The following is a 22,111-nucleotide window of genomic DNA, read 5'->3' as shown; positions in this document are numbered from 1 at the left end:
CACATGCTTAACGCCTACCGCCAACATGTTGCCGAGCGCGCCGCGCTGGGAATCCCCGCACTGCCGCTGTCGGCCCAGCAGACCGCCGAGCTGATCGAGCTGCTGAAGAATCCGCCCACCGGTGAAGAGACGTTCCTCGTCGACCTGATCACCAACCGCGTGCCGGCTGGCGTGGACGATGCGGCCAAGGTCAAGGCCTCGTACCTGGCAGCCGTGGCGTTCGGCACCGAAAAGTGCGCGCTGATCTCGCGCGAGAAGGCCACCGAACTGCTCGGCACCATGCTGGGCGGCTACAACATCCATCCGCTGATCGAGCTGCTCGACGACGCGCAGGTCGGCACCGTCGCCGCCAACGCGCTCAAGCACACCCTGCTGATGTTCGACGCCTTCCACGACGTCAAGGACAAGGCCGACAAGGGCAACGCCAACGCCAAGGCCGTGCTGCAGAGCTGGGCCGACGCCGAATGGTTCACCAGCAAGCCGGAAGTGCCCGAAAGCCTGACCGTCACCGTGTTCAAGGTGCCGGGCGAAACCAATACCGATGACCTGTCGCCGGCACCCGATGCCACCACGCGTCCGGACATCCCGCTGCACGCCCTCGCCATGCTGAAGAATCAGCGCGACGGTGCGCCGTTCCAGCCGGAAGAAGACGGCAAGCGCGGCCCGATCGCCTTCATCGAATCGCTGAAGGAAAAAGGCCACCTGGTGGCCTACGTCGGTGACGTGGTCGGCACCGGTTCCAGCCGCAAGTCCGCCACCAACTCGGTGCTGTGGTTCACCGGCGAAGACATCCCCTTCATCCCGAACAAGCGCTTCGGCGGCGTGTGCCTGGGCAGCAAGATCGCCCCGATCTTCTACAACACGATGGAAGACGCCGGCGCGCTGCCGATCGAGCTCGACGTCTCCAGCATGAACATGGGCGACGTGGTTGAGCTCCGTCCGTACGAAGGCAAGGCGCTGAAGAACGGCGAAGTGATCGCCGAATTCCAGGTCAAGTCCGACGTGCTGTTCGACGAAGTGCGCGCCGGTGGCCGCATCCCGCTGATCGTGGGCCGTGGCCTTACCGCCAAGGCGCGCGAAGCGCTGGGCCTGCCGGTGTCCACCCTGTTCCGCCTGCCGCAGCAGCCGGCCGATACCGGCAAGGGCTACACGCTGGCGCAGAAGATGGTCGGCCGTGCCATCGGCCTGCCGGAAGGCCAGGGCGTGCGCCCGGGCACCTATTGCGAGCCGAAGATGACCTCGGTCGGTTCGCAGGACACCACCGGTCCGATGACCCGCGACGAGCTGAAGGACCTGGCTTGCCTGGGCTTCTCCGCCGACCTCGTCATGCAGTCGTTCTGCCACACCGCCGCTTATCCCAAGCCGGTGGACGTGAAGACCCACCACACGCTGCCGGAATTCATCAGCACGCGTGGCGGCATCTCGCTGCGTCCGGGCGATGGCGTGATCCACTCCTGGCTCAACCGCATGCTGCTGCCCGATACGGTCGGCACCGGCGGCGACAGCCACACGCGTTTCCCGATCGGCATATCCTTCCCGGCCGGTTCGGGTCTGGTGGCCTTCGCCGCCGCCACCGGCGTGATGCCGCTGGATATGCCCGAGTCGGTGCTGGTGCGCTTCAAGGGCGAACTGCAGCCGGGCGTGACCCTGCGTGACCTGGTCAATGCGATCCCGCTCTACGCGATCAAGAGCGGTCTGCTCACGGTGGCCAAGCAGGGCAAGAAGAACATCTTCTCCGGTCGCATCCTGGAGATCGAAGGTCTGCCGAACCTCAAGGTGGAGCAGGCGTTCGAGCTGTCCGATGCCTCGGCCGAGCGTTCCGCCGCCGGTTGCACGGTGCACTTGGACAAGGCGCCGATCATCGAATACATCAACAGCAACATCACGCTGCTGAAGTACATGATCGCGCAGGGTTACAAGGATCCGCGCAGCCTGCAGCGCCGCATCAAGGCGATGGAAGCCTGGCTCGCCAACCCGCAGCTGCTGGAGCGCGATGCCGACGCCGAATACGCCGCCGTCATCGAAATCGACCTGGCCGACGTGCACGAGCCCATCGTGGCCTGCCCGAACGACCCGGACGACGTGAAGACGCTCAGCGACGTGGCCGGTGCCACCATCGACGAAGTGTTCATCGGTTCGTGCATGACCAATATCGGTCACTTCCGCGCGGCGTCGAAGCTGCTGGAAGGCAAGCGCGACATCCCGACCAAGCTGTGGGTCGCTCCGCCGACCAAGATGGACCAGCAGCAGCTGACCGAGGAAGGCCACTACGGCGTGCTCGGCACCGCCGGCGCCCGCATGGAAATGCCGGGCTGCTCGCTGTGCATGGGCAACCAGGCGCAGGTGCGCGAGGGCGCCACGGTGTTCTCCACCTCCACCCGCAACTTCCCCAACCGCCTGGGCAAGAACTCCAACGTGTACCTGGGCTCGGCCGAACTCGCCGCGATCTGCTCGCGTCTGGGCCGCATCCCGACCAAGGCCGAGTACATGACGGACGTGGGCGTGCTCGATGCCAACGGCGAGAAGATCTACAAGTACATGAACTTCAATCAGATCGCCGATTACCAGGACGTGGCCGACACGGTTACTGCCTGAGCGCGGTGAGTCACGTCACAGTGACTGGAGAAGGGCGGCGCAAGCCGCCCTTTCTTTTTGCGCGATGCACGGGGCGCTCCTCGCGTCATTGTGGGAGGCCACCCTGTGGCCGACAGGCCGACAGGGGCACATCGGGATTGCCGCTCCGTTGGTTTGTCGCGCACAGGGTGCGCTCCCACAAAAGGCCGGTGACACGGTCCCCTTGTAGGAGCCCACTTGTGGGCGACCGATACCTCCGGAATCACCGCACCGGTGGGTCGCGCACAAGTGCGCTCCTACAAGGGGGAGGCAGGCATCCTGTCACGGTGACCATCAGGGTCGTTTATGCTTCGCCCCGTCACAGGCCAGGCAAGCACCCAGCGGATGATCTCTTCTCACCTATCGGTAGTCTCGCTGCGTGACCTGATGCTGGTGCAGGCGGTGCGTCGCCATGGCAGCTTCAATAGTGCGGCGCGCGCGATGCATATCAGCCCCTCGGGGCTGTCCCATCAGGTGCAGAAAGTGGAGCAGGCGCTGGGTGCGCCGCTGTTTGAGCGAGGCGGTCGCCGCATCGTGCCCACGGCGGGCGGTCAACGTTTGCTTGAACAGATTGATACCGTGCTTGCCGCGGCGGAACACCTGCAGCAAGTGGCACGCGCGGGCGAGGTGGCATTCGGCGGCGAGCTGCGGCTCGGTGTTCCCGCCTCGCTCGGTCCTTATCTGCTCCCGCATCTGATCGGCCCGTTTCCCCAGCATTTTCCGGGCACGCGCCTGAGTCTTTCCGAAGGCAAGCCACGCGGCCTGCTGCGCCGCTTGAACGAGGGCGAGCTCGACGCGGTGCTGGCTCCTCTGGTCCCGCCAGTTAGTGGCGTAGCGATGCGCCCATTGTTCTTCGAACCCTGGGAAGTCATGTTCCGCGCCGACCACGCCATGGCCGGCAAGCGCAGCGTGGGCCTGGAACAACTCGACGCCACCGACGCCACGCTGATGACCGAAAGCCATTGTGAAGATGTACTCGGCGGCGGCCACGTGCAGGACGTGAGCCTGGAAAGCCTCGCTGCGCTTGTGGAATTGCGCGGAGGCTATGCGCTGGTGCCGGCTCTGGCGCACGAGCGATTGGCTTCGATGCCCAATGTCGTGCTCGCCAAGCTAAAAGGACAAGCTCCGGGTCGCGAGATCGCGCTCTACTGGCGCGAAGCGTCGCCGTGGCATGCCGATTTGCAGAACTTCGCGGCATTGCTGCGCAAGCTGGCGAAGCAGCGACCGGGATTGAAGGTGCTAAGCGAAGTCGATTGAATCGGTTCGGCGGATTTTCGGGTTGCGTCTCAAGGCTCGTCGTTCACAAGCCCAAGGCGAAAACCTGTGGGAGCGCACCCTGTGCGCGACAGTCACGCCTGGATGTATCGCTTCGTTGGTTTGTCGCGCACAGGGTGCGCTCCCACAGAAAAGCCGGGCGCCGTCCGCCGTTCTTGCTTAAAACTCCAACTCCTGCGCCGCACACAAATAATCAATCATCGGCGCCACGCGCTTATACGTGTCCACCAACCACGGCAACAACTCCGCCGAACACGCGAGCTTCTCGTCAAACCCCTCGCCACACGCGAAATCCTTGCGCTTGATGTCGTCGATCAATTCATGCGCCGGATCAAATCCGCGCGGCGGACGGCTCAGCGACTCGCCCCAGAATTCGAAGTGATCGCGGAACGCCTTGCTGCGCGTCGCCTTCTTCCAGGCCTCAGGGTTGTCGGCAAGAAACCCACGTATGTGCTTGAGCGCCTCCGGTTCCGGATGCCACATGCCGCCGCCGGCAAAGCAATCGCCCGGCTGAATCTGCACATAGAACGAGGGCGCCGGGATCTCGTGGCGCCGTTCATGGAAGAACCGCGCTCCCTGCCATGATTTGTAAGGCAGCTTGTTGTTCGAGAACCGCGTGTCACGAAAAATGCGGAACAGCGAACCGCCGTTCTTGCGCGTATCGGCGCGGTAATGTTTGCTGATCTTGTTCAACGGCGCCTGCAAGTCGCCGATCAGGGCGAGAAACGGCTCACGCACATGGGTTTCGTAGTCGTCTTTGTGCGCGTGGAACCATTCGCGGTTGTTGTTCTTTTCAAGCGAGCGAAGAAAGCGAAAGGTGGCAGTCGAGAAATAGGTGTTGGCCATGGTGTCTGTGGTCAGGCGCTGATGGGTGCAAGGTCGGCGGCGAGCTGCTCGCCCCAGGCTTGCAGTTGATCGAGGATGGCAAGTTTATCGTCGCTCGCATGCTCGGCGCGCAAGGCGGCGATGCGGGCGAAGTAATCGTCCAGCGTGAGGTTGGTCAGTGGCGTGGGCTTGGTCAGGCGATCGCGACAGAACGCCTGCCAGCGCGCCTGTTCGTCCAGGCTCAGCGTGTGCGGCCAGTTGCGGGCCCGATAGCGGAACAGCAGCTCCGGGTAGCGCGGATCGCGGAACGGAAACTCGCGTTGCCCCAATTGCTCGGGGGGCGTACCACGGATATCGGTCAGCAGGCGCTTGTCGGCATCGGGGAGGAAGCCGCTATACAAGGCAAGTTCCGGATCGGCCGGCGGCGGCAGATCGGCCGCACGCTGGAATACGCGGCGAAGTTTTGCCGCGAGGCCATCCGCCGAGGCGAGCATGTCGCGATGCGTCTGAATCTTCTCCATGTCGATCTGCAGACGCCCCATGTCCATGCCCTTGAGCGTGGACAACGGCGCGAGCGCCGGCGCCCGATTCGCGCGCACAGTGCGCAGCGGAATACGTTCCACACCCTCGGGCAGATCGGCACGCGAAGTGAACACCCGATCCGCGATTTCTTCCTCGTCCAGCTCAAGCAATTCAGAGGGGTCGCTGGAAAGGTCGTAAACGATGATTTCCCCCGGGCGACTCGGATGCGCCGCCAAGGGCGCCACCACCGCGAGGCAGTGACGGCTGGCCGGATAGCGCGACGACACATGCAGCACCGGCGTCATCGCCACCACGTCGAGCATCTCGAACACGCGCTGCTTGCGGCGCAAGTTGAAGTACCAGTCCCATAGCCGCGGCTGGCGCACACGGATCAGGCGCGCCAGGTCGATCAGCGCGTAGACGTCCGACAAGGCGTCGTGCGCGCGCTCCTGCCGCAGGTGGTTGGCGGTGGCCAGGTGCTCAAGCTTGAAGCTGGGCGAGCCATCCTCGCGCCTGGGCCATTCGATGCCTTCGGGCCGCAGCGCCTGGCACATGCGCACCAGGTCGATCAGATCCCAGCGCGAGTTGCCGTTCTCCCATTCGCGGCCATAGGGCTCGAACATATTGCGGTAGAACATCTGGCGCCCGATCTCGTCGTCGAAGCGCAAGGAGTTGTAGCCCACGCCGCAGGTGCCCGGCTGGGCCAGCTGTTCGTGTACGCGGGCGGCGAAATCCGCCTCGAGGCAACCCTCGCGCTCGGCCTGCTGTGGCGTGATGCCGGTGATCAGGCAGGCGTCCGGATGGGGCGGCATTTCACGGGGTGGCTTGCCGAAGAACATCACCGGCTCGCCCACGATTTCCAGCTCCATGGTCGTGCGGATGCCTGCGAACTGGACGGGTCGATCGCGCCAGGGGTCGGCGCCGAAGGTCTCGTAGTCGTGCCAGAAAAAGGTCTGCATGCAGCGATCATCGCATGGCCTTCATGCGTGCTCCACGCTCCCCCGGCGAGGGTTCGGCGTAAGAGCCAGGCCGAAAATCAGGGTGGCGGCCCGCAACCTGCTGTTAGACTCCGCGTCCAGGAGGGCGCATGAGCCAAGCGAACGAAGACAATCTGATCTGGATCGATCTGGAAATGACCGGCCTCGATACGGACAACGACTCCATCCTCGAGATCGCCACGATCGTCACCGACAAGGATCTTCGCGTACTGGCCGAAGGCCCGGTCTTCGCGATCCGGCACGCCTTGGAGCGGCTGGAAGGCATGGATGCGTGGAACCGCAACCAGCATCGCCGCTCCGGTCTGTGGGAACAGGTGGTGGCCTCGGCCGACGATCACCTGGCCGCCGAACAGGCCACGCTCAACTTCCTCAAGGAATGGGTGCCGCCGGGCAAATCGCCGATGTGTGGCAACTCCATCTGCCAGGACCGCCGCTTCCTGCATCGCCAGATGCCGCGCCTGGAGCGCTTCTTCCATTACCGCAATCTGGACGTGTCGACGCTCAAGGAGCTCGCACGCCGCTGGTCGCCGGCCATCGGCAAGGGCTTTGCCAAGGAATCGGCGCATACGGCGCTGTCCGATATCCGCGATTCGATCGACGAGCTGCGCTATTACCGCCAGTTCATGGGACCGCTGGGCGGCGCGTCCTAAGGTCACCCCTGGGAGTCATCATGTCTTTCGATCTGTTCGCTCCCGTGCTCGACTGCAACGGCCGCCAGTTGAAGCTGGACCGTCCGCGCGTGGTGGGCATCCTCAACGTCACGCCCGATTCGTTCTCTGACGGTGGTCAATACGCGTCGGTCGATGACGCCGTCGCGCATGGCCTGCGCATGGTGGAAGAGGGCGCGGACATGCTCGATATCGGCGGCGAATCGACTCGCCCCGGTTCCGACGACGTGCCGGTGGACGAAGAACTGCGCCGCGTGCTGCCCGTGCTGCAACAACTGGTGGCGCGCACCGGCGTGCCGCTGGCCATCGATACCTCCAAGCCCGAAGTGATGCGCGCGGCCGTGGCCGCGGGCGCCGGCATGGTCAACGACGTCTACGCGCTGTGGCGCGAGGGCGCCATGGACGCCGTGGCCGAGCTGGGGGTGCCGGTATGCCTGATGCATATGCTGGGCGAGCCGCGCAGCATGCAGGACGATCCGCAGTACGACGACGTGGTGGGCGAAGTGCATCGCTTCCTCACCGATCGCCTGTTCGCCTGCGAGCTTGCCGGCATCGATCGCCGCAAAGTGATGGTCGACCCGGGCTTTGGTTTCGGCAAGAACCTGGAACACAATCTCGCGCTGCTGCGCGCGCTGGAACGTTTCGCCAGCCTTGGAAGCGGCGTCTACGTGGGCATGTCGCGCAAATCGATGATCGGCACGCTGACCGGCCGCCAGGTGCCGGCCGAACGCATGGCTGGTTCGGTCGCGGCCGCGGTCATCGCCGTGCAGCGTGGCGCGCGCATGGTGCGCGTGCACGATGTGGCGGCCACGGTGGATGCATTGGCGGTATGGAACGCCGTGCAGGCCGGCGACACACCGCCGCGCCGCGACGACAAACCTTCCGCGCCGCGCTGGCCGGACGACGAATAACCAAACAAACCAGGACGTCTGGCGCCTTTGTAGCGCCGACCCGGTAGGAGCAGGACCATGACGCAACGGAAGTATTTCGGCACCGACGGTATTCGCGGTCTCGTGGGGCAGTGGCCGATCAGCGCCGATTTCATGCTGCGGCTGGGACGCGCCGTGGGCGTGGTGCTCGCCCGCCACGGCCGGCCGCGACCGAAGGTAGTGATCGGCAAGGACACGCGCGTATCCGGCTATATGTTCGAGTCCGCGCTCGAGGCCGGCCTGGTCGCTGCAGGCGCCGATGTGTCGCTGCTCGGCCCCATGCCCACGCCGGGCGTGGCCTTCCTCACGCGTTCCCTGCGTGCCGATGCGGGCATTGTGATCAGCGCCTCGCATAATCCTCATCACGACAACGGCATCAAGTTCTTCTCCGCCAACGGCGAGAAGCTGTCCGACGAAGTAGAGCTGGCGATCGAAGAAGAGCTTGAGCTCGACTTCGCCACCGTGCCCTCCGAGCAGCTGGGCAAGGCGATTCGTATCGCCGATGCAGTCACGCGCTACGCGGAATTCTGCAAGTCCACCGTTTCGGAAGACTTCAACCTGCGCGGCATCAAGATCGTGCTGGACTGTGCCAACGGCGCGACCTACCAGGTGGCGCCCAAGGTGTTCTCTGAGCTGGGCGCCGTGGTCACCACGCTGGGCGACAAGCCCGACGGCTTCAACATCAACCGCGACGTCGGCTCTACCCATCCGCAGGCCTTGCAGCGTGCGGTCGTGGAGCAGGGCGCGGACATCGGCATTGCTTTCGATGGCGACGGCGACCGCCTGCAACTGGTCGACCGCCACGGCAAGACCGCCGACGGCGACGACATTCTCTACGTGCTGGCCAACGCCTGGCACGCCCAGGGCCTGCTGCTCGGCCCGGTGGTCGGCACGCTGATGAGCAACTACGGCTTGCAGCTGGCGCTGGCCAAGCTCGACGTGAAGCTGATCCGCGCCAACGTGGGCGACCGCTACGTGCTGCAGCAGCTCAAGGAGCACGGCGGCAACCTGGGCGGCGAGACCTCCGGCCATATCCTGTGCCTGGACCGCGCCACCACCGGCGACGGCATCGTATCCGCGCTGGCCGTGCTCGAAGCCCTCGCCGGCGCGGACCTGGCCGTGGCCCGCCAGGGGCTGCACAAGATGCCCCAGATCATGATCAACGTGCGTGCCGACGGCGCCCGCGAAGCCCTTGGCAGCGAGGCGGTGCGCGCCGCGCTGGCCCAGACCGAGCAGACCCTGGCCGGTCGCGGCCGCGTGGTGCTGCGCGCCTCCGGCACCGAGCCCCTGGTCCGCGTCACGATCGAGGCGGGCGACGAGGCCGAAGTGCGCCAGTTGGCCGAACAGCTCGCCGGTGTCGTAAAATCGGCGGCAGAACGTTCGTGAGCCTGTAAAGCGTTTTTGTTACCCAGGTCGCCAAGGATTGGCCCGACGTGCCCCGCCCCTGCGGTGGCGGACAGATAAGTGGACCGCACGCACAACCTGTGGACAGATCATGAAGAAAGTTCCGACTCTCGACATCCGTCGTTACGACACCGATCGCGCCGCGTTCGTGGCCGAGCTGGGCAACGCCTACCGTGAATACGGCTTCTGCTGCATCAGCGGCCACGGCATCCCGCGCGAGCTGATCGACGGCGCCTACGATTCGTTCCAGCGCTTCTTCGCGCTGCCGAACGACACCAAGATGAAGTACCACATCGCCGGCAGTGGTGGCGCTCGCGGCTATACGCCGTACAAGGTGGAAACGGCCAAGGACAGCAAGTTCGCCGACCTCAAGGAGTTCTGGCACGTCGGCCGCGAAATCCCGCGCGATTCGAAATTCGCCGACGTCATGCCGCCGAACATCTGGCCGGCCGAAATCGCCGACTTCAAGCAGAACGGCTACGGCTTGTTCGAAGCGCTCGATCAGCTTGGCTCGCGCGTACTGCGCGCACTGGCCCTGCACATCGATCTGCCCGAGCACTTCTTCGATGACAAGATCGACCAGGGCAACTCCATCCTGCGCCCGATCCACTACCCGCCGATCACCGACGAGAACATCCCGAACGTGCGCGCCGGCGCCCACGAGGACATCAACTTCATCACCCTGCTGGTCGGCGCCAGCGCCGAAGGCCTCGAAGTGCTCACCCGCGAAGGCGAGTGGCTGCCGATCACCACCGAAGGCGACGCCATCGTGGTGAACATCGGCGACATGCTGCAGCGCCTGACCAACCACGTGTATCCGTCCACCTCGCACCGCGTGGTCAACCCGCAGAACGCCAACGCCCGCAAGCCGCGCTACTCGGTGCCGTACTTCCTGCATCCGAATCCGGACGTGGTGCTCGATCCGCTGCCGCAAACGATCACACCGGACAACCCGAGCCGCTACAACACCAGCATTACCTCGCATGAGTATTTGCTGGAGCGTTTGCGCGAGATCAAGCTGATCTGACGCCGCGCCTTACTCCCTCTCCCCGATGGGGAGAGGGTCGGGGTGAGGGGCGGGTGCTCGCGGAAGCCTCTCTACCTCGCCTTAAACGCGCCCACATCGCAAATAAAAATCCCACTGCACATCACGCACATCTTCTCCCCAAGCCGCGCGAAGCTCCGCCTCCACCATCGCGACCGGATCTTCCCCTTTGTCCTTCACATACCGCTGCGTCGCCGACCACGACCGCAAATAGGCGAGGAAGTGTTCGACACTCCAGCGCACCGACATCTCGAACGGCGGCGCCGCGATTTCCACGAACGGAAAGGGAATGGTGCGATAGCCTGAATCGACCAGATCGCGTTCCGGCGGCCAATAGGGGCCGACAAGATCCACATACACACGATTCTTCAGCGCATCGATGGCAGGCGTGACATGGCAATCCGCGTATGACCACGCCGCGATCACGCCACCAGGCTTGAGCACACGCTTCACTTCCGCATAGAACGCATCGAAATCGAACCAGTGCAGCGCTTGCGCAATGGTCACCAGATCGGCGCTGGCGTCGGGCAGCGAACAATGTTCGGACGGTTCGGCGCGGTATTCGACATTGGCGCGCAATTCCGCATTGGCGATTTGACTGGCGCTCGGATCGCTGGCAAACACGCGCTCAAAACGCCCAGCAAGCGAGACGCTGGCTTGCCCGTTTCCGCAGCCGCAATCCCAGGCAAGTTCGGTCGCCGGGGCGATCTGCGCGAGCCAGTCAAACAACGCATCAGGATAAGAAGGGCGAGCCTCGCGATAGATCGACGCATGCCCTGAGAAATGATCCTTGAAGCTCATCGACATGCCCTGCGCAAGATGGACAAGCGCAGTATATCGACGGCAGTTTCCATGTTGCGCTCGTCTGTGGAAGCGCACCCTGTGCGCGACAGCCACGCCTGGGTCTACCGCCCTATAGGTTTGTCGCGCACAGGCCTGCATCTTCCCTTGTGGGAGCGCACCCTGTGCGCGACAGCCACGCCTGGGTGTACCGCTCCGTWGGTTTGTCGCGCACWGGGTGCGCTCCCACAAATAGCCAACCAGCAACTCTGATCCGCCATCCCCAGGCCTGCGCCTCCCCCTTGTAGGAGCGCACTTGTGCGCGACCGCAACGCTGAGACATACCGCTCCGTCGGCTGGTCGCGCACAAGTGCGCTCCTACAAAGGGCGGCCCGCATCCTTTGATCCGCCCCACAGGCGTACGTACCCCTTTTTTGTAGGAGCGCACTAGTGCGCGACCGCAACGCCGAGACATACCGCTCCGACGGCTGGTCGCGCACAAGTGCGCTCCTACAAGTTACGTTGCGATCAGATCGCCGCCTAAGCCACTTCCCCCAAATCCCGATACCTCTTCGACTCCCGCGCCGAAAGCCACAACGTCAACCTATCCGGCAGCAGCTTCATCATCGCCTTGATAAAGCGATTGACTCCTCCCGTCACACGCACAACCTCACCACACTCGACAGCTTCATACCCCTCACGCACCACAGCCTCAGCCGTCTGCCACATAAAACCAGGCAACTTGTTCATCAGCTGCCGCGTCCCAGTGACGTCATGAAACTCCGACCACGTAAACCCAGGGCAAAGCGCACAAACATTCACCCCAAGATGCCGGTTCTCCAACGCCAACGACTGCGAGAACTTGATCAGATACGCCTTGCTCGCCGCATAAAGCGTATGACCCGCCGACCCCGGCACATGCCCGGCCAACGAGGCGACATTGACGATCCGCCCGTATCCCCGCTCACGCATCCCCGGCAACAACTGCCAAGCCAACTCAGCCGGCGCAGTCATCAACACCCGGATAAACGCCTCATGCACCGGCCAGGCCACCGCTTCGAAGGTGCCCGGCACGCCATAACCGGCGTTATTGATCAGCCAGTCCACCTTGAGTCCACGCGCATCCAGCGCCTCGCACAGTTGGCGGACGGCGGCAGGGTCAGCCAGATCAGCCGCGAGTACTGTCACACTGGCCTTGTGCTGGTCGCGTAGCTCCTGCGCCAGCGCTTCAAGCCGCTCGACGCGTCGGGCGGTCAGCACCAGATCGTAGCCCCGCGCCGCAAGATCCCGCGCAAAGGCCGCGCCGATGCCGGCAGAGGCGCCGGTCACCAGACTCAATGGGCGGGCAGGTGGCATAGAAGTGGTCTCCTTGTGGTCCATCCGATTTTTTCCATAACGGCAAGGGTTTGTCGGGTCTTCGTTGCCAGTGGCATGGTCGATCGGTAAGCTTGGTCGTTTATACGCAATGGAACACGCGCATGCGCAAGAAACTCGTCGCCGGCAACTGGAAGATGCATGGTAGCCGCAGCATGGCGACAGCACTGGTCAGCGACATCGTCGCCGCCTTGCCGACCGCCATCGATGTGGTGGTGATGCCGCCGTTCCCGTACCTGGGCGAACTGGCGAGCCAGCATGCCGGTTCGGGCCTCGGTTTTGGCGGCCAGGACGTGAGCGAGCACGAGGGGCAGGGCGCGTATACCGGTGAAGTGTCCGCCGCCATGCTGGCCGACATCGGTGCGCAGTGGACCATCGTCGGGCACTCCGAGCGCCGCCAGTACCACGGCGAAACCTGCGCCCAGGTGGCCCGCAAATTCGCCGCCGCCCGCGCCGGCGGTCTCACCCCCATTCTCTGCCTGGGTGAAACGCTGGCCCAGCGCCAGGCTGGCGAGACCGAAGAGGTCGTGGCGCGCCAGCTCAAAGCCGTGCTCGACCTCAACGGCATCGGCAGTTTCGACACCGCCGTGATCGCCTACGAACCCCTCTGGGCCATTGGCACGGGCCATTCCGCCACACCGGAGCAGGCACAGCATGTGCATGCGTTCATCCGTAGCCAACTGGAAAAAGAAGATGCTATGATTGCCCGTCTGACTCGGCTGCTTTACGGCGGCAGCGTCAAAGCGGCGAATGCTGCGGAATTGTTCGCGCAAGCAGACGTGGATGGTGGACTGATCGGAGGCGCCTCGCTGGCATCGGCCGATTTCCTGGGAATCTGCGCTGCGGCGCATTAAGCGCAACGGACTCTTAAACAGAACCATGTTCGTCATCTTCAGCGTTTTCTACATTCTGATCGCCGCGGCGATGATCGTGCTGATCCTGATGCAGCGCGGCGCTGGCGCCGACGCAGGCTCGGGTTTCGGTGGCGGCGCGTCCGCGACCGTTTTCGGTGCACGCGGTTCGGCCAGCTTCCTCACTCGCTCCACGGCGGTGCTGGCAGCGCTGTTCTTCGCGTTGAGCCTGGGTATGGGTATCTACCTCGGCCACAACGGCAAGGCACAGACCGATAACGGCAACGATCTGGGTGTGATGTCCGGTCTTGCCAACAAGCCGGCTGCAACGCAAAATGCGCAGCCCGCCGCTCCGGCCAACGCGGAAATCCCGCAGGCCACCAAGCCGGCACAGGGCGATGTCCCCGCTGCAACGGCTCCGGCCAAGTCTACGGGCGACGTGCCAGCCGCGACGGAACCGGCAAAGAAAAACTAAGCAAGACACCTGCCCAGGTGGCGGAATTGGTAGACGCACTACCTTGAGGTGGTAGCGCCGTAAGGCGTGGGGGTTCGAGTCCCCCCTTGGGCACCAATCGAAGATAGCGATGCAGACGTGTCGTTATCGAAAGCAAAGAACCGCCAACTGGCGGTTTTTTTGTGTGCGCGTTTCGGGCATTGGGCCAACAGCGGGCACTCGTCATGGCAGAGATCCATTCGATTGTTGAGGTACCAACGGGCTGTGCCAATATTTCGGCCGGTATAGCTAAAAATTCCTTCCCGCTTTGCCACCCGCTAAGAGTCGCCCCGTGAACCATCCCCCGCCGACCAAACGACTGGAATTTCGTTGCTGGACCTCGGACGACCTGGCTCTTGCATGGGCGTTATGGGGAGATCCCCAAGTGACTGCGTTGATCGGCGGACCGTTCACCGCAGAAGCGGTGGCGAAGCGCTTGTCTACCGAGATGTCCTGCATGCAAGAACACGGCGTGCAGTATTGGCCGATCTTCCTCCGAGAAAGCGGAGAACACGCTGGGTGCGCAGGTCTGCGCCCCTACGATGTCGTTCAGCGCGTGTATGAGCTGGGAGTTCACCTGCGTCAGGAGTTTTGGGGGCGGGGATTGGCCGTAGAGGCGGGCGAGGCGGCGATCGATTATGCCTTTAACTCGCTCGGCGCTTCCTCTCTATTTGCAGGGCATCATCCCAAGAATGAGATGTCGCGAAAATTTCTGCAGAAACTTGGATTCACCTACACGCATGATGAGCTGTACCCGCCAACCGGGTTGAAGCATCCGTCGTATAGGCTTGTGCGGAGCTAACCAAATACCGAAGTCAGACGGCCGGGCCAAGTTCAGTTCTCAGTCTGAAGGCCAATGCGGGAAAATGAACCTGAGCCCATTGTTGGTAGCATGCATAATGCTGGCCCGGGGGGCTGAGGGCCTCCGGATTTCAGGGATAGGGGGGGCGAGGACTGAGATGGCAATTACGTTGGGCGCGCTGAAAATCGACGACGAGCTCGTTCTGAAGCAACTACGTCAGGATCTCAAAGACGACTGGTTTCCCGATCCACGAAAGTTCGACGACGTGTTCAATAAGGACCTCGTCCAGAAAATCCTGCGGGATAACGTCGAGAGCAACCATGGCGAGTTCCGTCCAGGTGTACGGCACGCGCTCAATATGCCGAAGTCAAACTTCACGCTGCGCTCGGCCCTCGAAACGAGCATTTCGGATCGCGTCATGTATCACGCCCTGGCAGCAGCCCTTGTCCCGCTATACGACCCTTTGATTCCTTGGCAGGCATTTAGCCATCGTTACAACGATCATGAGCTCGCTGAGAAGCATTTGTTTCGGTCAAGCGTCCAATCTTGGATGGCCTTCATTGGCGTGGTCCGATCCACGCTCATTCCGGATGCCGACAGCCCTCCGGCCTATGCGCTGCTCTCTACTGACCTAACTAACTACTACGACAACATCGACATTCGGAAGCTCAAGGAAGGGCTTGAGAAGCTTCTTCCAGAGACCTCGGCCTCAGCGGCTGAAAAGGCCGACGCAAGCGCCCGAATCCAAACGCTTTTTAAATGCCTGAACGATTGGACCTACAAACCGGGGTACGGGCTGCCGCAGAACCGGGACGCATCCTCCTTCCTTGCCAACATTTACATGCTTGGTGTCGACCGGGCGATGCTCTCAAAAGGATACAAGTACTTCCGGTACATGGATGACATCAAAATTGTTTGCGATGACTCCTTCGACGCCAGGAAGGCACTCAAAGACTTGAGCATTGAGCTTCGCAATATCGGCTTGTACGTCAACTCGAAGAAGACTGTGATATGTGATCCTGGTGACGCAGAGAAGGTAGACAGCCAGTAAAAGGCGGTGGTGTCGAAGGCGAGGGAAAGGCGGAGGGCGATCTTGGGGGTGATGGGGTGAGTGTCGGCGATGAAGGCTTTGATGTGGTTGGAGGGTATGCCGGTGCGACGGGCGAGTTGGGCGGGGTTGAGGGCGCTGGGGATCAGGTAGGCGTGCAGCAGGATGTCGCCGGGGGCTCGCAGGGGTTGCGAGGGGTCGACTTCCGAGTGCGGAGTGAGCTGGATCAGTTCCATGGTTGTCCTCCCTGTCGGACACGGCCGTGCAGCGGATAGGCGCTTACAGCGCTCCGTGTCAGTGAATGCTTGGCAGCTTCGTCGGTGATCGTCCGAATGCGGCGCATCGCCATGCCGGCCGATGCGCCGTAACGGCGATCATCGGAGGCGTGTGGTGTTCACTCGAGGCTCGTCACCGAGCAGGCGGGCGTATTGCTGCAGGCAGTGGATGGCCGTGCCCAGGCTGGCCGTGACGGGCACGGGAAGCGGCCATTGCAGTGGTCTGCCGGGGAATCCCCGCGCCTGCGCGTGGCGGCATTGCTCGCTGTCGACACGCAAGCGCGTGAGGGCGAGCACCGCCAGGGCGATGTCACCGCGAGTGCTGTGACGCAGGGTTTCGGGCGATGCCACCGCCGTGGACGAGTGGTCGCGAGGCGGAGGAGTGAGGGTGTCGTCAGGGGGAACGGACGAGCGAATGCGTACCGTATGATCGTGGGTAGCCATGATCAACTCTCAGAAAGTTGTTGATGGTTAGCGGGTCGTGAGTGTTTCCGCACTCACGGCCCGCGCCTCATGACCTGGCGGTCATGGTCATTCGCGAGGCCGTGCAACACGACATCGCGAATGACTGACTGACCCTAACAAGCGGGGTTGGCATCGTCTGTCAGGGATCGGCGAGATGGGTGTCCACCTGGGCAAGGCGGTGCGTGACGGCGCCAGGCTGACCGAATGTCAGCACCATTCCCTTAGGGGAGCTGGAGGCAGTTCGCGTTCGCAAAAGAGTGCATGCTGACCCATGAAATTGTCCCTAGCACCTTTTCGCTTAAGGCGGCTGAGAAGTGAGACAGGACCAGACAGGCAAGAAGAGATAGAAAGGTGACAACCATGACCGCAACGGTGAAGACATTTGACGCCGCCGTGTTCCTCGACAATGACGAGGTTATCGCGGCTTATCTGCAGGACGCGCTCGAAGATGGCGACATGGACGTGTTTCTGCTCGCCGTCGCTGACGTAGTGAAGGCGCGGAGCATGACGCGCGTCGCCGAGGAAAGCGGCCTTGGTCGCGAAAGCCTCCGATAACGGGGCAGATTCACTTCTCAGAGGGAAGGCTCACAATAGGCGTGAATCTGGCCCCGTTTTTCTCATCTGCCATCGATGCTCCGATCGCATGTTCGGACTAAAAAGCCCCCGCTGGCACGCTCCTTGATACACCCCTAATCAGTAACACCAACTCCATCCCCGGCACGGCATTTGTACGCGCTGAGCACCGCCTTTCCAGGCGGCTGGGGACGGCTGTGCTTCCAACAAGTGGTTGCTGCCATGGAAATGAATTTCACGTTGATTGATGAGCTGGGCGAGCCGATCGAGGTCTTTTGCGAGGTCTTTGAGCGGGGTGAGTCGGTGTATTGGCGGGCCTGGTTGTATGGGTTTGCCACGTTGCAGGAGACGATGGATGGGCATGCGGCCGATGATTCGGCGATTGCGGGGCAAATCCAGGCGGAAATCATGTTGCGTGGGATTCGCGCACATGCTGACCGTGAGGGGCAGTAACTGACCTTGCGCATCCGCCCGCCAGTACGGCGGGGTATGGCTGGGCTAACATCCGCCAGATCAGACGGATGGGAACAGGCCATGGCGACCCAACATGCGGGCGATACGTTAGTAGGGCAGTGCTATTGCGGCGCTGTCCGCTATCAGGTGCAGGATGCTTTTCTCTATGCCGCCAACTGTCATTGCTCGCAGTGTCGTCGCACCACCGGCTCGGCGTTCAAGCCGTTCGCGGGCATAGAGCGGGAGCACCTGGCGTTAATCCAGGGTGAGGACTCATTGCTGATCGTGGGCGATCCCACGGGGCACGATGCGCATTGCGGCCGTTGCGGCTCGCTGCTTTATTCGGTGGTGCGCGACGGTGAGTTTGTGCATGTGGCGATGGGGACGCTGGTCGATGCGCCTTCCATTCGCCCGAGTAAACACATCTTTGTCGGCTCGAAGGCGCCGTGGTTCGAGATCACCGACGACTTGCCGCAATTTCAGGCCTTTCCGGAATGAAAGAACCCCGCCGTGGCGGGGTTTTGGGTTTCACGCGATCAGTGTCGGAGACGCTTGCAGTCGGCTTTGATAAGCCGCTTCCGTTTCCGTGTAGAGCCCGGACCATGGGTCCAGCACATAGCCCTCGGCGGGCTCGGGCGACACGCGCCTTGCGTGAAGTTCTTCGCCGGCAAATGGCGCATCAAGGGTCATCGGATCCATATGCACTCCTGCTGGTGGTCGCCTGGGAAGTTCAGACTAGCCAGCGGCTCGTTGGTGACCGGTTAAAGCAGGCGCCGATTTGGGCAAACGGAATTCTTATCAAATTCCTAGGAATCGCAGGCTTTGACATTCTCATGACGGAGTGCTCCCCGGGGCGCAGCTATATGAATCTTTTGCGGCATCACCTGCCATTTCCGCCATTTCGAGCAGGCGTGTCACAATGGCCGCCCCGCATCGCCACGACGACGCCCTTGCGATGGCTATCCAAAAAGACGCATTCCGGCAGTTCCAGGAAGAACTGGCCGCACTCGACAAGGAACAGCAGACGCGTCGTAGCGATGCCAAGGAAAAGCCGATGGAGCGCGCCCGTCGCGAGTTCCTCGCGTTGCGTGAGCGCTATCAGTTGAGCGTGGCCGACGTGGTGGCGTTTTTTCCCGAAGAAGAAGGCATTGCGTATTTGCAGGCATTGATTGCCGCCTCGGAAGCTCCTCAGCGCAAGCGTCGCGTCAGCCGAAAGGCGCCCGAACAGGACTAGGCACACTTTGCCCTTGCTCGCAGGGGAGCTAGCATCCGGCGTTCACACCTGAGGTACCGGAATGTTGCGCTACGCCGTCCTTACCGTGTTCGCCTTGATCTGTGCCGATGCCCTGGCGCAGGACGTCACGCCGACGGTGTTCGCGCCCGGCGTGATTTCCGGTCCGCTGCATGACAGCGCGCCGGCCTTCACGCCCGATGGCAACACGGTGTATTTCACGCGTAGCGATGGCACGTATTCCGGCATCCTGGTCAGCCATCTCGACCATGGGCATTGGTCCACGCCGGTGATGGCCCCGTTCTCCGGACAGTGGAGCGATATGGAGCCTTCGATGTCGCCGGATGGGCGCTTTCTCGTTTTCGTTTCCAATCGCCCGTCGACGCCGGGCGGCAAACCGCTCGATGGTTTCTTCATGGGGCGCAGCTTTCCCGAGCGCGGCGGCAACCTGTGGAAGGTGATGTGGCAGAACGGCAAGTGGAGCGCACCGGTGCGCCTGCCGGATAACGTCAACCGCAGCGATTCCACTTTCGCGCCCAGCGTGGCGGCCGATGGCAGTCTGTATTTCATGCACCCGGCTGCCAATCCGAAGCACTTCCAGTTGTATCGGGCGGCATGGCATCGCGGTGGTTACGATGACCCGCAGCCGCTGCCTTTCAGCGATGGCCACGTCACCGATGTCGATCCTGCGGTGGCGCCGGATGAGTCCTTCGTGGTGTTTGGTTCCAGCCGTTCGCCGGCGCGTCAGATCGATCTTTTCATCGTCTTTCGCGACAACGGCACATGGGGCACGCCGATCCATCTGGGCAATGGCGTGAACAGCGCCGTCTCCGACGCGGAAGCGCGCCTGAGTCCCGACCATCGGACGCTTTACTTCGCCAGCGATCGCCTGGTGGATATCGCGCCCGGTACCGTGCGTGCGGACTGGGATAACAGCAAATACAACATCTGGCAGATACCGCTGGCGCCGTGGCTTGAGGCGCACGCGAAAGCGCAGCAGCCGTAACGCGCAAGCATCCTTGTTGCCGCGATGACGTCTCCGTAACAATCCATTTGAGATACAGACGTCCATCACGGTGAGGACGTCAATCATGATCGAGCAGATTCCAGATTTGCCGGCGGGTGCACTGGGCTTTCGTGCAAGCGGGCAGGTCACCGCCACGGATTACTCGCAGATCCTCGTGCCCGATATCGAAGCGGCGTTCGCGGTCAACCGAAAGCTGCGCTTGCTCTATCACATCAGCCCGGACTTCACCGGTTTTGACGCAGGCGCCATGTGGGAAGACGCGCAGCTTGGCTTCCGTCACTTCAGTGGCTGGGATCGCGTGGCCCTGGTGACAGACGTGCACTGGTTACGCATCACAGCGACTGCCATGGGGTTTGCCGTGCCGGCGGAGTTCAAGCTGTTCCATGACGTGCAATTCGACGAAGCGGTGGCATGGATCAGCGAACCGCGGCCCGTCGACGAGGATGGGAACAAATGAAACCAATTGGCGCTTGTCAGCTGGCGCGACATGTGATGAAGTCGGCCACATGATCAGCCTTCACGCCCAACTCGTTGCCATGACCGCCGCTGCGGCGTCGGCCAGCGAGTGCGTGCGCGCGCTGAACAATAACAACGCCAATAACAATACCCGCAACCACGGGTGGGCCGGCGTGTAAGCACCAGAAACACATTACACACGCAAAAAGGCCCGCTCACTGCGGGCCTTTTTGTTTTTCCGTCACGTGAAAGGCAAACCAGGAATCCAGCTCATGTGTTCGATCTTCGGTATGTTCGATCTGCAACCCGGCGATGATCTGGCCGCGTTGCGCCAGCAGGCGCTCGAGCTTTCGCAACGCCAGCGTCACCGCGGCCCGGATTGGAGCGGCGTGTTCGTGGATGCAGGGGTGATCCTTGTGCACGAACGCCTAGCCATCGTCGACCCGGCCAGCGGCGCACAGCCCTTGCATTCGCGCGATGGCGCGCTGGCGCTGGCGGTGAATGGCGAGATCTACAACCACCGCGAGCTGCGTGCGGCAAGCGACTACGATTTCACCACGGGCTCCGATTGCGAAGTGATCAACGCCTTGTATCGGCAACACGAATCGCCGTCTGTTTGGGTATCCCAGCTCAATGGCATTTTCGCCTTTGCACTATGGGACAGCGTCGAGTCGCGCTACGTGATAGCGCGTGATCCGATTGGCGTGTGTCCGCTGTATTGGGGGCACGACAAGGAAGGGCGGCTGTGCGTTGCCTCGGAAATGAAATCGCTGGTTGGTTTGTGTGCCGATGTGGCGCCGTTTCCGCCGGGGCACGTGTACGACAGCGTGGATGGCGAGCTGCGTCGCTACTACCACAAGCCATGGCGCGACTATGCGCAGACGCAGGGACACCAGGTACCTTTGCCGGAGTTGCGTCATGCCTTTGAACAAGCCGTGCATCGTCAACTGATGACCGACGTGCCGTATGGCGTGTTGTTGTCGGGCGGCCTGGATTCCTCGCTCGTGGCTGCCTGTGCCGCGCGCTTTGCACGTCATCGCGTGGAGGATGATGACCGCGGCGAAGCATGGTGGCCACGCCTGCATTCTTTCGCCATCGGGCTGGAAGGCTCGCCCGATCTTGCCGCGGCACAAGTGGCGGCGGATGCCCTGGGAACGGTGCACCACGGCTTTGTGTACACCTTCTGGGAAGGTCTCGACGCGTTACCCGAGGTGATACGACACATCGAGACCTATGACGTCACCACCATTCGCGCCTCTACGCCAATGTATCTACTGGCGCGTCGCATCAGGGCGATGGGTGTGAAGATGGTGCTGTCAGGCGAAGGGTCGGACGAGATCTTTGGCGGCTACCTGTATTTCCACAAGGCGCCTTCCGCTGAAGCATTCCATGAAGAGACGGTGCGCAAGCTCGACGCGCTGCACAGCTACGACTGCCTGCGCGCGAACAAGTCGATGATGGCCTGGGGCGTGGAAGCGCGCGTGCCTTTCCTCGATCTGGAATTTCTCGACGTCGCGATGGGCATGGATGCGCGTCACAAGATGGCGGGGCAGGGGCGGATTGAAAAAGCTGTGCTGCGAGAAGCTTTCCAGGGCGCCTTGCCCGACGAGATTCTGTGGCGACAGAAGGAGCAGTTCAGCGATGGCGTGGGCTACGGCTGGATCGACGGCCTCAAGGCGCACGCCGAGCAGGCAGTGAGCGATCGCGAGTTCGCCGCCGCGGCCACGCGCTTTACGCACAACCCGCCCGCTACCAAGGAAGCCTATTTGTATCGGCGCATCTTCGAGCGGTTCTATCCGGGGCAGGCGTGTGCGGAAACGGTGCCCGGTGGGAAGTCGATTGCCTGTTCCTCGCCGGCGGCGCTGGCGTGGGATCCGGCGTTCGCGGCTGCGGCCGATCCCTCCGGCCGCGCGGTGCGCGGCGTGCACCAGCAGGCGCTGGGCTGAGGTGTCAGGCGATGGACGAGCGCTTGCACGGCCGTCGCTGATCGCCCGGGGCGCCGCC

At 62.6% G+C, this 22,111-nt stretch carries 24 protein-coding genes and 1 tRNA gene; 19 read left to right on the top strand and 6 right to left on the bottom strand.

Annotated features, from left to right (window positions below):
* Positions 1-3 precede the first annotated feature (3 nt).
* Positions 4-2,595: a bifunctional aconitate hydratase 2/2-methylisocitrate dehydratase gene (gene acnB, locus AC1DKY_RS03870; protein ID WP_441602403.1), complete on the top strand. Its 2,592-nt coding sequence runs from the start codon at positions 4-6 to the stop codon at positions 2,593-2,595.
* 363 nt (positions 2,596-2,958) lie between these two features.
* A complete protein-coding gene (locus AC1DKY_RS03865) occupies positions 2,959-3,870 on the top strand; it encodes a LysR family transcriptional regulator (RefSeq protein ID WP_441602402.1) in 912 nt (303 codons plus the stop codon).
* 177 nt (positions 3,871-4,047) lie between these two features.
* Here AC1DKY_RS03865 and AC1DKY_RS03860 read toward each other — a convergent pair whose 3' ends face one another.
* Both AC1DKY_RS03860 and sbcB read right to left on the bottom strand, forming a co-directional pair.
* The gene (locus tag AC1DKY_RS03860) at positions 4,048-4,734 is read right to left on the bottom strand and encodes a DUF2461 domain-containing protein (protein WP_441602401.1); all 687 of its coding nucleotides are present in this window, start codon (positions 4,732-4,734) and stop codon (positions 4,048-4,050) included.
* 11 nt (positions 4,735-4,745) lie between these two features.
* The gene (sbcB, locus tag AC1DKY_RS03855; protein ID WP_441602400.1) at positions 4,746-6,194 is read right to left on the bottom strand and encodes an exodeoxyribonuclease I; all 1,449 of its coding nucleotides are present in this window, start codon (positions 6,192-6,194) and stop codon (positions 4,746-4,748) included.
* A 128-nt stretch (positions 6,195-6,322) separates the two neighbouring features.
* Here sbcB and orn point away from each other — a divergent pair, with 128 nt between their 5' ends.
* From orn to AC1DKY_RS03835, 4 genes are all read left to right on the top strand, one after another.
* Positions 6,323-6,883 carry an oligoribonuclease gene (orn, locus tag AC1DKY_RS03850; RefSeq protein WP_441602399.1) on the top strand — a complete coding sequence of 187 codons (561 nt, stop codon included), beginning with the start codon at positions 6,323-6,325 and terminating at the stop codon, positions 6,881-6,883.
* Between the two features lie 20 nt (positions 6,884-6,903).
* The gene (gene folP / locus AC1DKY_RS03845) at positions 6,904-7,812 is read left to right on the top strand and encodes a dihydropteroate synthase (RefSeq protein WP_441602398.1); all 909 of its coding nucleotides are present in this window, start codon (positions 6,904-6,906) and stop codon (positions 7,810-7,812) included.
* A 57-nt stretch (positions 7,813-7,869) separates the two neighbouring features.
* Entirely contained in the window at positions 7,870-9,216 is a 1,347-nt protein-coding gene (gene glmM / locus AC1DKY_RS03840; protein WP_441602397.1) for a phosphoglucosamine mutase, read from the top strand.
* A gap of 109 nt (positions 9,217-9,325) precedes the next feature.
* Positions 9,326-10,261: an isopenicillin N synthase family dioxygenase gene (locus AC1DKY_RS03835; protein ID WP_441602396.1), complete on the top strand. Its 936-nt coding sequence runs from the start codon at positions 9,326-9,328 to the stop codon at positions 10,259-10,261.
* Between the two features lie 81 nt (positions 10,262-10,342).
* Here AC1DKY_RS03835 and AC1DKY_RS03830 read toward each other — a convergent pair whose 3' ends face one another.
* Together AC1DKY_RS03830 and AC1DKY_RS03825 are read right to left on the bottom strand one after the other, a co-directional pair.
* Complete coding sequence (locus AC1DKY_RS03830) at positions 10,343-11,080, bottom strand: class I SAM-dependent methyltransferase (RefSeq protein WP_441602395.1); 738 nt, start codon at positions 11,078-11,080, stop codon at positions 10,343-10,345.
* Positions 11,081-11,599: 519 nt separating this feature from the next.
* Positions 11,600-12,415 carry an SDR family NAD(P)-dependent oxidoreductase gene (locus AC1DKY_RS03825; protein ID WP_441602394.1) on the bottom strand — a complete coding sequence of 272 codons (816 nt, stop codon included), beginning with the start codon at positions 12,413-12,415 and terminating at the stop codon, positions 11,600-11,602.
* Positions 12,416-12,537: 122 nt separating this feature from the next.
* Here AC1DKY_RS03825 and tpiA point away from each other — a divergent pair, with 122 nt between their 5' ends.
* From tpiA to AC1DKY_RS03800, 5 genes are all read left to right on the top strand, one after another.
* Positions 12,538-13,287, top strand: a complete 750-nt coding sequence (gene tpiA / locus AC1DKY_RS03820; RefSeq protein WP_204636373.1) for a triose-phosphate isomerase — start codon at positions 12,538-12,540, stop codon at positions 13,285-13,287.
* 25 nt (positions 13,288-13,312) lie between these two features.
* A complete protein-coding gene (gene secG, locus AC1DKY_RS03815) occupies positions 13,313-13,759 on the top strand; it encodes a preprotein translocase subunit SecG (RefSeq protein ID WP_441602393.1) in 447 nt (148 codons plus the stop codon).
* An 11-nt stretch (positions 13,760-13,770) separates the two neighbouring features.
* Positions 13,771-13,855: transfer RNA gene (locus AC1DKY_RS03810), tRNA-Leu, on the top strand.
* Between the two features lie 214 nt (positions 13,856-14,069).
* Entirely contained in the window at positions 14,070-14,579 is a 510-nt protein-coding gene (locus tag AC1DKY_RS03805; protein WP_441602392.1) for a GNAT family N-acetyltransferase, read from the top strand.
* 157 nt (positions 14,580-14,736) lie between these two features.
* A complete protein-coding gene (locus tag AC1DKY_RS03800; protein ID WP_441602391.1) occupies positions 14,737-15,630 on the top strand; it encodes an RNA-directed DNA polymerase in 894 nt (297 codons plus the stop codon).
* A 371-nt stretch (positions 15,631-16,001) separates the two neighbouring features.
* On the opposite strand, the gene AC1DKY_RS03795 is transcribed toward AC1DKY_RS03800, so the two are convergent.
* Positions 16,002-16,346: a hypothetical protein gene (locus AC1DKY_RS03795; protein ID WP_441602390.1), complete on the bottom strand. Its 345-nt coding sequence runs from the start codon at positions 16,344-16,346 to the stop codon at positions 16,002-16,004.
* A 381-nt stretch (positions 16,347-16,727) separates the two neighbouring features.
* On the opposite strand from AC1DKY_RS03795, the gene AC1DKY_RS03790 reads away from it, so the two are divergent.
* From AC1DKY_RS03790 to AC1DKY_RS03780, 3 genes are all read left to right on the top strand, one after another.
* Complete coding sequence (locus tag AC1DKY_RS03790) at positions 16,728-16,922, top strand: addiction module antidote protein (RefSeq protein WP_441602389.1); 195 nt, start codon at positions 16,728-16,730, stop codon at positions 16,920-16,922.
* Positions 16,923-17,162: 240 nt separating this feature from the next.
* A complete protein-coding gene (locus AC1DKY_RS03785) occupies positions 17,163-17,393 on the top strand; it encodes a hypothetical protein (protein ID WP_441602388.1) in 231 nt (76 codons plus the stop codon).
* A gap of 81 nt (positions 17,394-17,474) precedes the next feature.
* Positions 17,475-17,891: a GFA family protein gene (locus tag AC1DKY_RS03780; RefSeq protein ID WP_441602387.1), complete on the top strand. Its 417-nt coding sequence runs from the start codon at positions 17,475-17,477 to the stop codon at positions 17,889-17,891.
* Positions 17,892-17,921: 30 nt separating this feature from the next.
* Here the strand turns inward: AC1DKY_RS03780 and AC1DKY_RS03775 are convergent, their stop codons facing one another.
* Complete coding sequence (locus tag AC1DKY_RS03775; RefSeq protein WP_441602386.1) at positions 17,922-18,092, bottom strand: hypothetical protein; 171 nt, start codon at positions 18,090-18,092, stop codon at positions 17,922-17,924.
* Positions 18,093-18,348: 256 nt separating this feature from the next.
* Between AC1DKY_RS03775 and AC1DKY_RS03770 the strand changes: the two genes are divergently transcribed.
* The 5 genes from AC1DKY_RS03770 to asnB all read left to right on the top strand — a co-directional run bounded on the left by AC1DKY_RS03770 (position 18,349) and on the right by asnB (position 22,053).
* A complete protein-coding gene (locus AC1DKY_RS03770; protein ID WP_441602385.1) occupies positions 18,349-18,627 on the top strand; it encodes a 2-hydroxyacyl-CoA dehydratase in 279 nt (92 codons plus the stop codon).
* Between the two features lie 61 nt (positions 18,628-18,688).
* On the top strand, positions 18,689-19,630 hold the full coding sequence (locus AC1DKY_RS03765; protein WP_441602384.1) for a hypothetical protein: 942 nt from the start codon (positions 18,689-18,691) through the stop codon (positions 19,628-19,630).
* An 85-nt stretch (positions 19,631-19,715) separates the two neighbouring features.
* Positions 19,716-20,108 carry a SpoIIAA family protein gene (locus AC1DKY_RS03760; protein ID WP_441602383.1) on the top strand — a complete coding sequence of 131 codons (393 nt, stop codon included), beginning with the start codon at positions 19,716-19,718 and terminating at the stop codon, positions 20,106-20,108.
* A 49-nt stretch (positions 20,109-20,157) separates the two neighbouring features.
* Entirely contained in the window at positions 20,158-20,286 is a 129-nt protein-coding gene (locus AC1DKY_RS03755) for a hypothetical protein (protein WP_441602382.1), read from the top strand.
* Between the two features lie 93 nt (positions 20,287-20,379).
* Positions 20,380-22,053 carry an asparagine synthase B gene (gene asnB / locus AC1DKY_RS03750; RefSeq protein WP_441602381.1) on the top strand — a complete coding sequence of 558 codons (1,674 nt, stop codon included), beginning with the start codon at positions 20,380-20,382 and terminating at the stop codon, positions 22,051-22,053.
* The last annotated feature ends 58 nt before the right edge of the window (positions 22,054-22,111 follow it).

It is taken from the genome of Dyella sp. 01N448 (genome assembly GCF_056399225.1).
Note: the sequence above shows the minus strand (reverse complement) of the source record. Positions and strands in the feature narration are given on the sequence as shown.